Below are 12,721 nucleotides of genomic sequence, written 5' to 3'. Positions count from 1 at the left end.
GACATATGTTATGGCATACCTTGAAATTTAAAGGAGGCCAATCAAATGAGTCAAGTTGGATACGGTTGTGGCGGCAATGTTGGTGGATTTGGCGGATGGACTTCCACAAGCGCAATTCTCGTACTCTTCATCCTGCTCGTAATCATCACTAAATCTTTCTGGCTGTAAGCCACTGTAGAACAAAGTGAGATCCTGGTTACGTGTATGCTCCGCTGAGACTTCAGCGGGGCTTTTCTGCGTTTCTATGAAAAAAATGATATGATGAAAGAGATTTGACAACCGAAAACAATGTGCTTAAAATCACATAAGAGACTAATAATAGAGATTGAAGGGATAGCAATGCCGTTTATTCGTTTTAAAGGATTCACAGGACCCCAACTGGAGGAAGTTGTACCCCGCATCACGGAGCAATTTGCGTTGATTACCAATATTCCGCGGGAGAGAATGAAGGCAGAACGTCATGACGTACAAGCCCTTACTCCTTCTCCGGCTTCAGTAGAGATTTTGATGTTCCAACGTGATCAGGAGATTCATAATCGGATTGCTTCCTCAATGCAGGTTATTTTGGAAGAAGCGGATTTGCCTGATGTGCATATTTTCTTCAATATACTGTCACCAGCGTTGTATTATAAACAGGGTAAGCCGTTGACAGATTACCGATTGGATTGAGAATAAAATGGCTGCTCCGATAATGTTCGGAAGCAGCGGAGACGAGCAGATGTATGCTCGTCTTTTTTTGATTCAATCATTTACTCTTTAATTCGATTTAACCGGAAAGAGCAAAGGGAGGAAATGATGAATAAGGCACCGCCAATCAAATACACCAGCCGAACCCCCATTTGGTCAGAGATCAGACCGAAGACTACCGTAGATATGCTCATGGCAGTGGATAGAACAATCCCATGCGCTGCGTATACCTTGGACAAGGATTCGACGGGCACACTGCTCTGAAAAGCGGTTTGCTGAGCAATATCGCGGATTTGATAAGCAGGACCCATAAGCACACACAATACCAGAGCAAGCCAAGGAAGGCTGTTTAAACCGTATGCGATGGTCAGCAAGCTGAAGAGTAAAGAACCTATGGCCATACTGGAGATCAGGTGCTTCTGTATACGAGAGGCCAGGGCAATGGCCAAAATTCCCCCAAGAATGGTGCCGGCAGAATAGCTGGAGTTGATAAGTCCCCACCAACCTTCCTCTTGGCCCAAAGCTTCTTTCACAAAAGCAAGCGTGATAGCGCCGATCCAGATGGAGCCAGCAAGACCTTCAACCAGATCCATGAACGTTATCAGGCGCAACGACCGATTTTTCCAAAGAATAAGCCAACCTTCCCTTAATACATCCCATCTGGAAGTGGATTTCTCGACTTTCTCCTGAATATCGTGGGTAAGTGAACTGATCGTAATCATTAGAAGCAGGACAGCCCAGGATAAGCTTGTAGCGGCCCAGAATGTTTGTGAAGCCCCCCAGTGCATAACGATGAATCCTGTCATCGCATATCCAATGATCGTTACGGTCTGAGTAGAGAACGAGAGAAAACTATTCGCCTTCACCAGATCTTCTCCTTGAACCAATCGTGGAGTTAATGTGTTTATTAATGGCGATTCCCATCCGTCCAGGAACGAGAGGATCGCTGTTCCCACAAGCAGAAGAGGAGTCTGTGCAGTGAGATCGGTAAATGCGATGGCGATTCCGGTAATCATCAATGTTTTGGCTAAAGGAATGCTAATAATCAGCTTGGAGAATGCGAAACGGTTCACAAGCAGTGGTGCAGTAAACCCTGCGACGATACGCGCTGACATTTGAATGAATGGAAACAACGCAGCGTAAAGGACAGACCCGGTCTGACCGTAAATAAACGTCGTGATAACCATGATATATATAACATTAATGAGAGAAAGCAGCGTTTTGGCAGCCCAATATGGATAAAATGCGATGTTCATGCTAAGGTGTCCTTTCCACAACGATATTTATATATTACGGGGATCGTTGCAAACGCACCACAAACAAAGTTGTCATTTTCCCGTCATTGAAGCAGCAAAAAAAGCAGCTGTCCCAAGGGACAGCTGCCATTCTGGTTTCTATAATTCAAGCCACAACGAGCGTAAAAGCGATAAGCAGCATCAACAGACTGGTCATTCTGGTCATCGCCATATAAGGTCTGCTGGGCTCAGCTTCTCCCCGGGAAATCCAGCCATAACGCAAGTACCAGCCAAATTTCGGGAAGCACAGATTAATGATACAAAGTGTCATGAATATAAAAAAGAGGGTTCGCATACCCGATCTTCCTTCCTCATTTACATGACCGGATTAAAATTAACGTTTACGTCTTGTGAAAAAGAAAACAAGCAAAATAATAATAATGACGATTAATAAAAATTTCATAAGTGGCCCTCCTGATGACATGATAAGTATTTGTGAATGTATTTATCAGATATTACCCAAGGAACACATGACTTGAATAACTATGTTACAATTAATTATATTGTTTTTATATAATCACATACCATCGGGTTATCGATAACTGAATAAGGAGTATGAATACAACAAAGTTTGGTGAGATGAAGGAGGAAGCATGACTAAATACAATCAACTCGCTATACAATGGGAATTTATTATCTCTAAAATCAAATCTTCCGTGACCGTAGTCGATGCCACCTTGCCTGATTTTCCGCTAATGTATGTAAATGAATATTTTAGTGAATTAACCGGATATAGTGCAGAAGAGTCGATTGGACAGAATTGTCGGTTCCTGCAAGGGCCGGATACGGACCCGGAAACCGTACAGCATATCCGCGAAGCGTTGAATAAGCAGCAGTCAATCAAGACGGAGATTCTGAACTATACGAAGCATGGACAGAAATTCTGGAATGAACTAAATATTGATCCTATTTTCGATGATTCAGGCGAATGTTTGTTTTTTGTAGGGATTCAATACGATATTTCAGAGCGGAAATATGCTGAGCAGCAGTTGCGGATGGCAGCTTCGCTGACAGAAATGAACAGTAGGGGACAGCTTGAGTTCATTGGGAAGTTGAACCATGAACTTCGCACACCGCTGAACGGGATTATGGGCATGATCGAACTTGTCGGCATGGGTGACAACAGTGAGGAGCAGAAAGAGTACCTGGAGCTTGCGCGTCAGTCAGGGGAGGCTCTTCTGAACATTGTCAACAATAGTCTTGATATGGCCAAGCTGGGCAGAGGGAAAATGAGAGTGGAACAAATTGAATTTCAGCCGCTGAAGCTGATTCAACAGATTATTAAAACGCATGAACCTGCGGCGCAGAATAAACAAATTCGTTTGCTCTGTCATGCGGATCTGACCACTCCTGATGTACTCACAGGTGATCCTCTGCGTCTCCGACAAGTGTTGGATAACCTGCTCAGCAACGCCATTAAATTCACGGAACAAGGTGAAGTGCAATTACAGATGGATGTTGAGGAGCGGCGAGGAGATACCGTTATTCTGGTATTCACTGTACAAGACACCGGAATTGGTATTGCGGACAATAAAATTAATCAATTGTTTGAAGCATTCACGCAGACAGACATCTCTCATGCACGCAAATTTGGCGGCAGCGGACTTGGACTCACCATCTGCAAAGAGTTGCTCGAATTGATGGACGGTCAAATTTCGGTGGAGAGTATCGAGGGAAAAGGAACGAAGTTTGAGGTAACCTTGCCTTTACTTCGACAACAGGCGATTCCTAACGTGGGATAGTCTATGCAGAGCAGCCGTGAAGTGTCGGCTGTTTTTTTATGTTTTTTATATTGTTTAGCGAACTGGCGTTCTGGTATAATGCAAGTGTTGAATGGGGGAGAAGCAGCATGAGTAAAAGACGCAGAAGCAGAAAGAGCAAGGGCAGGCAACGATTTAAAAAGCAGATATTGACGCTGGTGGCCATGTTAATGGTAGCTCTCTATGCATGGGTTGGGGGAGAATGGTCTCTGGACATTCCGTCCCAATTTGGTGGAAGCAAGGGGAGTGTAGATCATACTATCACATTCCCAGCCGAGCGCTATCCCGAAACGGCCAATCATATCAAGACGGCAATCAAGGCAGGTCATTCAGATGTATGCACCATTGATCGCAGTGGAGCTGAAGGTAATCGGGATTTGTCCCTCAAAGGTGTTCCGGTTAAAAAGGGGAAAGATCGGGATGAATGGCCTATGGCGATGTGTGCAGAAGGCGGAGCGGGTGCGGATATCCAATATATTAGTCCCAAAGATAATCGTGGTGCTGGCTCATGGGTGGGAAACCAACTAAGTACATATCCGGATGGAACGCGAGTAAAGTTTGTGGTGAAATAACGACAGGCTGTGAATGAGAAAGTAATCGATACCGATATGCCCTGGGGTTTTGAAAGAGTGTGGCATAGCGTAAAAGGCAAAATAAAACCAGACGTTGATGCGTCTGGTTTTATTTTATGAATGGCGAAATAAACACGTCTAGTTCACGTATAAATACATGAAGTACTTGTTCCCTGTTTACAGATCAGCCGTACACAACTGCATCCCACTTAAATGATGAGAGCGGATAGTTAACAAACGAGTGACTTGTTCCACTTCGTCGAATGGAATCCACAGGCTTCCGTGGACGGTCCGTAAGGAAAGAATGGAAGTATCGGCTGTACGTTCCGGAAATCCAGTTACCGTTTGCCCACTTGTATTACGGACGATAATTTGTTGTTTGCGCCGAATGGCAATTTCTACCTCTTTTTTCATATGTCATTGCTCCTGGTTATGGAATATTAAATCGATATGTCAATAATTTCAATGGTTAATTTGTCTTCTTTATCTAGTCTATCAGAACTAGGTATAGATTTCCAGATCAGAAATTATATTTTACATAGGTGTAAGGACTTATTACATGCATTCCGTTTTTGAAGAAGCAGCCAGGGTTATATAAGGGTAAAAGGAGGGGGACGTATAATGACACAATTGCTGATCGGACTTGTACGCACGGAGCACGAAGCCATTATCATGCTGAATAAATTGAAAGAGGAAGGCATAGCAGATAAGTATTTGGGCGCGGTAGCTAAAGAACAGGTCAATCTCGAAATGGTAAGTGAGAAAACTGGTTTGCCGCTGCCTCTGAAGGGCGCAGGAACAGATGGAGCATTAGGCGTGCTTAAAGGGGTACTTGCTGGTCTGGGCAAGCGGATGGATCAGACGATGTCCATCGGAAAAGCGGTACGCAAACTTGCAGGCAACGAGATTGGAAGTGAGACGGATGATCTGGTGCTTACCTTAACCGAAGCAGGGGTCTCCGAAGAAGATGCTAATTACTATGAAGATTGGCTGGTACAGGGGCATATCCTGGTGGTTGTGGAATGCAGTGAGGAAGAGGCGGCCCGAATTGCACCTATTCTTCTTTTTTAGTTTAATTTAAGCCTGATTTTAGGTTTCTTTAATGTTGGGGAGGTATTCTTATTTCACACCTCCCTTAATATAGATGGTTTAAAGAAAGTTCGGGACCGCAACTCGAACTTTCTAGGCACTGCTCGCTAACGCTGGCAGTGCCTGTTTCATTTTTTTTGGATTATTTTATGTTAAGGTATTGCAAAGCTATAAATTTCGTGGTAAGATATTTCTTGTCGCCAAGAAATACATACCCATGCCGGGGTGGCGGAATTGGCAGACGCACAGGACTTAAAATCCTGCGGTAGGTGACTACCGTACCGGTTCGATCCCGGTCCTCGGCATCCTAAGAAAAGATCGCATGACACTTGTTAAACAAGTTGTTCATGCGATCTTTTTTTGTTTGGAAATTTTAATTTTTATGATTTTCTGCTGTACCATTCAGTTCATAAACATAAATAAACGATAATACATATCATATGACGCCTATGGGGCTGCCCATTATGAATTACCAGGATCGATGGTGTATACTATCCGTAGGCATAAATTACCTTTAACTTTGAACTTGAAGAACTCAAGGTTGCATAACAAAATAAAACAATTTAATGGACGGAGGACTCGACCCATGTTGAAACAGCTTAAGCCCTACAAGGTGCTGCAGGAACGCAGAATCGAAGAGTTGAAGTCAGATGCGTATCTCCTGGAACATCAGAAATCCGGAGCCAAAATTGTACTCTTATCCAATCAAGATGATAATAAAGTGTTCAGTATCGGTTTCCGTACTCCTCCGGAAGACAATACAGGTGTAGCTCACATTCTGGAACATTCCGTACTTTGTGGCTCCAAGAAATTTCCGGCCAAGGATTCCTTTGTTGAATTGCTGAAGGGTTCTCTTAATACATTTCTGAATGCGATGACATATCCCGATAAAACGATCTATCCGATTGCAAGCCGGAACGATCATGACTTCCATAACCTGATGGATATTTATCTGGATGCGGTACTCCACACGAATATTTATGATAATGAAAAAATATTTCTGCAGGAGGGTTGGAATTACAACCTGACCTCAGCTGAAGATGAGTTAACCTATAACGGCGTTGTATATAATGAGATGAAGGGTGCTTTTTCTTCCCCGGAACGGATTGTACGCAGAGAAGTCCTGAATTCACTTTTTCCGGATACTACATATTCCTGTGAATCAGGCGGATTTCCCGATGCCATTCCCGATCTGACCTATCAAGGCTTGCTGGATTTCCACTCCAGATACTATCATCCATCCAACAGCTTCATTTATTTGTATGGGGATATGGATATGGAAGAGAAATTGCTGTGGTTAGATGAAAACTATCTGAGTGAGTATGATCGGATTGAGATTGATTCTGCCATTCAGCTTCAACCTGCATTCGGAGAAAGAGTGGACGCAGTCAAGACATATTCTGCCGGAAGTACCGAATCTGAAGTGGATAACAGTTTTTTGACCTATAATGCGGTTATTGGAACAAGTCTGGACAAGGAATTAAACATCTCGTTTCAAATTTTGCTGTATGCACTGCTTAACGCTCCAGGAGCGGTTTTAAAGCAGGCTTTGCTGGATAAGGGCATTGCAAAAGATGTGTATGGTACGTATGATGACAGCCTGTATCAGCCCGTGTTCACCGTTGGATTGAAGAAGAGTAATCTGGCAAGCAAAGAAGATTTTCTGGGGACGGTAAAAGAGGTGCTTGAGCGTGTGGTGAAGGAAGGTTTTGATCCAAAAGCGCTGCTCGCAGGTATCAATTCCTATGAGTTCAACCACCGCGAAGCGGATTATGGAAGAATGCCCAAAGGATTAATCTACGGTTTCTCCTCATTGCAAAGCTGGCTGTATGATGTCGATGCGCCATTTACTCATTTGGAAGCAAATGACGTATTCGCCGAGCTCAGAACGAAGATGACCGAGGGTTACTTTGAGAAGTTGATTGATACGTATTTATTGAAAAATACACATACTTCTTTCGTTGCTGTCACGCCGGATAAAGGATTGAACGCACGCAAAGAGGAAGCACTGAAAGCACATCTGAAATCAGTTCAGGCGGGACTGAGTCAGGAAGAGATTCAGCAGCTCATTCAGAGAACCGAGGCTCTCGCCGAGTACCAGAATGCACCGTCAACCAAGGAACAACAGCAGGTGATTCCGACGTTGTCGATAGAGGATATTGAACCGAAAGCATCCACGCTGTATCAGACGGTAAATCAGGTCGAAGGTACAACGGTACTGCACCATAACATCTATACGAATGGAATCGGTTATCTGAGACTGTTGTTCGATATTAAGGAAGTCCCACGGCGTTTGCTGCCGTATGTTGGATTGCTGAAAAGTGTGCTCGGTTACGTCGACACTCAGAATTTCTCATTTAATGAATTGTCGAATGAAATTCACATTCATTCCGGGGGCATTCATAGTGGCATCGGTACGTATGCAAACGCGCATGAGCACCGTGATTTCAAGGCTACGTATGAATTCAACGCCAAAGTACTGTATGACAAACTTGGATTTGCTTTTGACATGATCAAAGAAATTGTGTTTACGTCCAAATTTGATGATTCGAAGCGTTTATATGAAATTATTGCCCAGTTGAAAGGCAACTTGCAGCGCAATCTGATCAGTGGAGGGCATTCAGCGGGGATTGGCCGATCTTCTTCTAAACACTCGGCTGTCGCAGACTTCAGGGAAGCGGTTAGCGGCATCGCTTTTTACCAGTGGCTTGAGGAGCTTCAAGCGAACTTTGAGGCAAGAAAAGAAGAACTGTCGACCAGCCTTCAATCGTTGACTAGCTTTATTTTCAGACCGGAAAACTTGCTTGTAAGTTACACTGCGGATGATCAGGGGTATGCGGGCTTGGAGAAACAGGTATCCGATTTGAAAGCGAAGCTGTTCACCCAAGACGTTGCCAAAGAAAAAGAGACATTTACACCTGTGCATCACAAAGAAGGATTCAGATCTCCATCTGAAGTCCAATATGTCGTTCAAACAGGTAATTTTATCGATAAAGGGTATTCGTACACTGGCTCGCTGCGTGTCTTGCAGGGGATTCTATCCCTGGATTACTTGTGGAACAATATCAGGGCCAAAGGCGGAGCGTACGGCTGCATGTCAGGCTTCAGACGTAACGGAGACAGTTATGTAGCATCGTACCGCGACCCGAATCTCGAAAAAACATACAAAGTTTATGAAGAGATGCCTCAATACCTCAAGGATTTCAAAGCAGATACACGGGAAATGACAAGATATATCATTGGCGCCATCCAGGACCTCGATACACCAAGAACGCCTTATGGCGAAGGATCATTCTCTCTGGAATGTTACCTGTCTAATGTCACCGAAGCCGATCTTCAGAAAGAACGGGATGAAGTGCTAAGCACAACAGAAAGTGACATTACAGGTTTTGCGGAAGTGGTATCTGCCATATTGGAACAGCAGCAACGCTGTGTTATCGGTAATGAAAACAAGATTGAGGAGCAGAAGCAATTATTTGACGAAACCCTTGATTTGATCAAGAACTAATCGAATAATGCATCAAAGTCGAAGTGTGAAGTAATAAACATCTGATCCCAAAGGGCGCTTTTATGAGCTGTAATAGCTTATAACTGTCGCCCTTTTCTTGTTATACAGGCGGTTCTCATCCAATCCACTCTGATGAATCAGCTTCTGTAGAGGTTTAGGTAACAGCGAGCATATTATAGATCTTTAACGTACGCAGATCTTCCTTAGACATTTTTAGTTCGTTATATAACTCCTGATTCTCAGGCAAGGGCGTTCGAGAGAATAACATTTTCAATGCGATGGGCATAAAGGGGCGGAAGGAAACGCCTGCCATCAATCCCCACTTTTTCTCAGACTCCTGAAAAGATGCCAGAATGTTAATATACAGATTCTCCAGCGGTGTAGCCTGATTTTTCAGAATCAGCGTGGTGAGTGTGTCGTAATGCTCGGTGTGGCCCCAATACATATTTTCGCATTCCTGATAGTTCTCAAAATTCTTGACGTTCATATACATCACGGTTCGGTAACGATTCGCGTCCGATTGTGCCATCATATCAATAACACAACGGATGAGGCTGTTATTGCGCCCGTCATAAAAATACGAATAAAACCGTGTGGAATTTTTGAAAAAGCTGGACGGTACGGTATTCATAAGGGGAGAGGCTTGCTTGGGCTCGATATACAGCAGCTGCTCCACCTGAATGTTCAATGAATCAGCAATTTGATGAAGCGTGACTACATCAAGGGTAATATCTCCACTCTCATATTTGGATAGAGTAGCTTTGCTTTTGTGAATCTGATCCGCCAGCTGCTGAACCGTTAATCCTTTCCATTTGCGGAAATTACGGATTTTCTTACCTACTTCTTTGTTGATGGTGTTCATATCGGATCTCCTTCTGTTAAGTTTCTTAAGAATATGAGAAAAGGTGAAACGCCTTGGTAAAATCAATCTATACGAAAAATATAACACTTTTTTCATGAAAATACCTATTCAGAAGAAACATTAAGATCGATTTGTTTCTTCTGAATAGATTGTATTGCGTTTGAAGGAACTTCTAAGCCATGAAATAATGTTTCTAACAGAACCTCATCCCAGGATGGAGAACAGAGAGAAAGAGGCGCAGAAGGCTATGAAGTATGATTTTGATGAGATTATTGATCGCACAGGAACCAACGCCATGAATACGGATGGTTTCCGTCAATATATTTTTAACGCAACAGAAGATATGCAATTTCCCTTTAAGGATGAAGAATTTATTCGCATGTGGATTGCAGATATGGAGTTTGCCACACCTCCCGAAATACGGGAAGCAGTTAAAGAACGTTTGGACCGGAAAATTATGGGGTACTCCCAGGTGTTCGATCCTGCATACTACGAAGCTGTCTCCAACTGGATGAACAGATACTACGACTGGTCTTTTCCCAAGGAGCATCTGGAGACATCACATGGGATCATTCCTGCTCTATATGAATTAGTTGAATATATTTGCAAACCGAATGAAAAGGTGTTGATTGTGACACCCTCCTATGGTTATTTTAAATCGGCTGCAGAGCATAATCATCTTGAACTAGTTTGCTCAGATTTGATCAACGAGCAGGGACATTATTCAATTGACTTTGCAGATTTTGAAGCCAAAGCCAGTGATGAACAAGTTACGTTATGTATTTTTTGCAATCCGCATAATCCGTCTGGACGCGTATGGTCAACAGAAGAGTTACAACGTGTGGGTGAGATCTGTCTGAGCCATAACGTGTGGGTAATATCGGATGAAATTCACTGTGATTTGCTGCGTACAGGTAAGAAGCATACGCCTCTTGCCAAGCTGTTCCCGGGTACGGATCGAATCATTACCTGTATGTCTCCAAGCAAAACGTTCAACATGGCGGGCCTAATGTTCTCCAACGTGATTATTGCAAATGAAGGACTTCGAACGATCTGGCAGAAACGGCATTATGGATTCAAAAATCCGCTGAGCATTGCAGCGACTCAAGCGGCTTACGAACTTGGCGACGAATGGCTGAAACAGTTGAAAACGTATCTCGACGACAATTTTGCCTTTGTGGATCAATATGTGAAGCGTTACCTGCCACAGGCGGTCTTTCATATTCCGGATGCTACGTATCTGGCATGGATTGATATTACGGCATACGTCCCCTCAAATGTAAACCTGCCTTTATTTTTCGCTGAACAGGCGGGGGTATTACTTGAAGATGGGCATATGTTCGTAGCTAATGGAGGTGGGTGTATCCGCCTGAACCTGGCATGCCCGCGTTCGGTTCTTGAAGAGGGTCTCAGAAGAATAAGCACCGTGTTGGTCAATAAAGATGAGGGCGTACCCGTTCAAGTCTGAATAGTACAGATTCAGAGCGTATCAATTCTCAGCGATTGCCATTTCATGGTCGGTCTGAAGTAACGTTAGTTATACAGGCAACCTATCCCCCTGATGTACACTTCTGGTCTGCTGTCCCCGGTTATGTTAAAATGGTGGATAGTCTATGAGTCGTAGGTTTCGGCTCACGCAGGTGGCAGTTCGTTATGTGGACTGCACGGATATGTATTCATCAGGGAAAGGAGCCTTTACATATGTTTGGAAATGATTGGGACACGGTACTTCAGGAAGAGACTGAAGCCGAGTATTTCAACAACATTCGTTATGCACTCGCCGCCGAGTATAAAACACAGACCATCTTTCCACCCAAGGAAGATTTGTTCTCGGCTCTTAAACTGACCCCGTATCATAAGGTCAAGGCCGTTATTATCGGTCAGGACCCTTATCATGGAGCAGGTCAAGCTCAAGGATTAAGTTTCTCAGTCAGACCGGGGGTGCGTATTCCTCCTTCTTTGAAAAATATATATAAGGAGCTTCACGCGGATCTGGGTCTGCCGATTCCGAATCACGGATCGCTGGTTCATTGGGCAGAGCAGGGCGTGCTGTTGCTTAATGCGGTTCTTACGGTACGTGAAGGACAGCCGAATTCCCATCAGGGACTGGGTTGGCAGACGTTTACTGACGCTGTTATCCGGGCATTGAACGAACGTTCAGAACCGATGGTATTTATGCTTTGGGGCAGTCATGCCCAGAAGAAAGGGGCTTTCATTAACCGGGATAAACACCTGGTGTTGGAGTCTACGCATCCAAGTCCGCTTGCAGCACATCGTGGTTTCCTGGGCAGTCGTCCTTTTTCCAAAGCCAATGAATTTTTGACCTCCAAAGGTATTGAACCGATTGATTGGACGATACCGGAAAACTAGACAAACGGGGGGCGATGGCATTGCGACATTGGGTAGGGCGGAAAGTAGCCGTATATCGTGCAACCGGCATACGAGAGCCACTGAAAGGAACGCTGGTTGAGTGGGATGAAGAAGCGGATTGTGTACGAATCGGACCCAAGCGGATCAAGGTATCGTTCGACAATATCGCAATGATCCGGCCTCTGCCTGAAGAGAGCCTTCCCTTGAAAAAAGCGCGATCCGAGGTGCATAAGGTTGGATATGTGATGAAAAAGGCCGTACAATTTGAAAATGCCATCTATTTTAAATCACAGGTTATGATTTGGCGTCGGGCCAAAATTGTAGCATTATCCACAACGATTATACGTCATGATGATGATCAGGTTGAGCTTGCAGACGGCCGGATTCTTCGCAAGGACAAGCATATGTTTGTAGTGCGCTCACGGCGTGGAATACGATAAGTCCACTGATATTTAATATTCATTTCATGCAAAGATCATATGGATTTAATGTTCGGCCTTTATAGTAAACAGTAACAACCCCTTCTAAATGATGTGTACTAATTATGGGAGCCCGGCCGGCTGCAAACGGTCGGGTGT

13 protein-coding genes and 1 tRNA gene are annotated in these 12,721 nt (G+C 44.0%); 10 read left to right on the top strand and 4 right to left on the bottom strand.

Annotation, left to right across the window (positions count from 1 at the left end; genetic code table 11):
* Positions 1-45 precede the first annotated feature (45 nt).
* Complete coding sequence (locus tag G3352_RS07110) at positions 46-168, top strand: sporulation protein YjcZ (protein ID WP_083678795.1); 123 nt, start codon at positions 46-48, stop codon at positions 166-168.
* 171 nt (positions 169-339) lie between these two features.
* Entirely contained in the window at positions 340-669 is a 330-nt protein-coding gene (locus G3352_RS07105) for a DUF1904 family protein (protein ID WP_063567881.1), read from the top strand.
* A gap of 80 nt (positions 670-749) precedes the next feature.
* On the opposite strand, the gene G3352_RS07100 is transcribed toward G3352_RS07105, so the two are convergent.
* Entirely contained in the window at positions 750-1,943 is a 1,194-nt protein-coding gene (locus tag G3352_RS07100) for an MFS transporter (RefSeq protein WP_163755266.1), read from the bottom strand.
* 145 nt (positions 1,944-2,088) lie between these two features.
* Positions 2,089-2,253, bottom strand: a complete 165-nt coding sequence (locus G3352_RS07095; protein ID WP_161490655.1) for a DUF6199 family natural product biosynthesis protein — start codon at positions 2,251-2,253, stop codon at positions 2,089-2,091.
* A 322-nt stretch (positions 2,254-2,575) separates the two neighbouring features.
* Here G3352_RS07095 and G3352_RS07090 point away from each other — a divergent pair, with 322 nt between their 5' ends.
* Both G3352_RS07090 and G3352_RS07085 read left to right on the top strand, forming a co-directional pair.
* A complete protein-coding gene (locus tag G3352_RS07090) occupies positions 2,576-3,724 on the top strand; it encodes a sensor histidine kinase (protein ID WP_163755264.1) in 1,149 nt (382 codons plus the stop codon).
* A gap of 107 nt (positions 3,725-3,831) precedes the next feature.
* A complete protein-coding gene (locus G3352_RS07085) occupies positions 3,832-4,314 on the top strand; it encodes a NucA/NucB deoxyribonuclease domain-containing protein (protein WP_083678812.1) in 483 nt (160 codons plus the stop codon).
* A 177-nt stretch (positions 4,315-4,491) separates the two neighbouring features.
* On the opposite strand, the gene G3352_RS07080 is transcribed toward G3352_RS07085, so the two are convergent.
* The gene (locus tag G3352_RS07080) at positions 4,492-4,728 is read right to left on the bottom strand and encodes a hypothetical protein (protein WP_076288160.1); all 237 of its coding nucleotides are present in this window, start codon (positions 4,726-4,728) and stop codon (positions 4,492-4,494) included.
* A 207-nt stretch (positions 4,729-4,935) separates the two neighbouring features.
* On the opposite strand from G3352_RS07080, the gene G3352_RS07075 reads away from it, so the two are divergent.
* The 3 genes from G3352_RS07075 to G3352_RS07065 all read left to right on the top strand — a co-directional run bounded on the left by G3352_RS07075 (position 4,936) and on the right by G3352_RS07065 (position 8,911).
* A complete protein-coding gene (locus G3352_RS07075) occupies positions 4,936-5,385 on the top strand; it encodes a general stress protein (protein WP_163755261.1) in 450 nt (149 codons plus the stop codon).
* A 237-nt stretch (positions 5,386-5,622) separates the two neighbouring features.
* Positions 5,623-5,708: transfer RNA gene (locus G3352_RS07070), tRNA-Leu, on the top strand.
* 281 nt (positions 5,709-5,989) lie between these two features.
* Complete coding sequence (locus G3352_RS07065; RefSeq protein ID WP_163755260.1) at positions 5,990-8,911, top strand: insulinase family protein; 2,922 nt, start codon at positions 5,990-5,992, stop codon at positions 8,909-8,911.
* Positions 8,912-9,065: 154 nt separating this feature from the next.
* On the opposite strand, the gene G3352_RS07060 is transcribed toward G3352_RS07065, so the two are convergent.
* Complete coding sequence (locus G3352_RS07060) at positions 9,066-9,773, bottom strand: helix-turn-helix domain-containing protein (protein WP_072735384.1); 708 nt, start codon at positions 9,771-9,773, stop codon at positions 9,066-9,068.
* A gap of 247 nt (positions 9,774-10,020) precedes the next feature.
* On the opposite strand from G3352_RS07060, the gene G3352_RS07055 reads away from it, so the two are divergent.
* From G3352_RS07055 to G3352_RS07045, 3 genes are all read left to right on the top strand, one after another.
* Complete coding sequence (locus tag G3352_RS07055; protein ID WP_163755406.1) at positions 10,021-11,241, top strand: MalY/PatB family protein; 1,221 nt, start codon at positions 10,021-10,023, stop codon at positions 11,239-11,241.
* A gap of 233 nt (positions 11,242-11,474) precedes the next feature.
* Positions 11,475-12,143, top strand: a complete 669-nt coding sequence (gene ung / locus G3352_RS07050; protein WP_113054054.1) for a uracil-DNA glycosylase — start codon at positions 11,475-11,477, stop codon at positions 12,141-12,143.
* Positions 12,144-12,157: 14 nt separating this feature from the next.
* The gene (locus tag G3352_RS07045; protein WP_125477324.1) at positions 12,158-12,583 is read left to right on the top strand and encodes a hypothetical protein; all 426 of its coding nucleotides are present in this window, start codon (positions 12,158-12,160) and stop codon (positions 12,581-12,583) included.
* Positions 12,584-12,721: the final 138 nt, after the last annotated feature.

Source organism: Paenibacillus sp. ALJ109b (assembly GCF_010747435.1).
GTDB lineage: Bacteria > Bacillota > Bacilli > Paenibacillales > Paenibacillaceae > Paenibacillus > Paenibacillus taichungensis.
The sequence above is the reverse complement of the archived record's forward strand: the minus strand, read 5'-3'. Positions and strand labels throughout refer to the sequence as shown.

Coding starts and splice junctions, on each gene's coding strand:
- G3352_RS07055 (WP_163755406.1), top strand. CDS start 10,021: ATGAAGTATGATTTTGATGAGATTATTGATCGCACAGGAACCAACGCC.
- G3352_RS07110 (WP_083678795.1), top strand. CDS start 46: ATGAGTCAAGTTGGATACGGTTGTGGCGGCAATGTTGGTGGATTTGGC.
- G3352_RS07065 (WP_163755260.1), top strand. CDS start 5,990: ATGTTGAAACAGCTTAAGCCCTACAAGGTGCTGCAGGAACGCAGAATC.
- G3352_RS07090 (WP_163755264.1), top strand. CDS start 2,576: ATGACTAAATACAATCAACTCGCTATACAATGGGAATTTATTATCTCT.
- G3352_RS07045 (WP_125477324.1), top strand. CDS start 12,158: ATGGCATTGCGACATTGGGTAGGGCGGAAAGTAGCCGTATATCGTGCA.
- G3352_RS07095 (WP_161490655.1), bottom strand. CDS start 2,253: ATGACACTTTGTATCATTAATCTGTGCTTCCCGAAATTTGGCTGGTAC.
- G3352_RS07100 (WP_163755266.1), bottom strand. CDS start 1,943: ATGAACATCGCATTTTATCCATATTGGGCTGCCAAAACGCTGCTTTCT.
- G3352_RS07105 (WP_063567881.1), top strand. CDS start 340: ATGCCGTTTATTCGTTTTAAAGGATTCACAGGACCCCAACTGGAGGAA.
- G3352_RS07080 (WP_076288160.1), bottom strand. CDS start 4,728: ATGAAAAAAGAGGTAGAAATTGCCATTCGGCGCAAACAACAAATTATC.
- G3352_RS07085 (WP_083678812.1), top strand. CDS start 3,832: ATGAGTAAAAGACGCAGAAGCAGAAAGAGCAAGGGCAGGCAACGATTT.
- ung (WP_113054054.1), top strand. CDS start 11,475: ATGTTTGGAAATGATTGGGACACGGTACTTCAGGAAGAGACTGAAGCC.
- G3352_RS07060 (WP_072735384.1), bottom strand. CDS start 9,773: ATGAACACCATCAACAAAGAAGTAGGTAAGAAAATCCGTAATTTCCGC.
- G3352_RS07075 (WP_163755261.1), top strand. CDS start 4,936: ATGACACAATTGCTGATCGGACTTGTACGCACGGAGCACGAAGCCATT.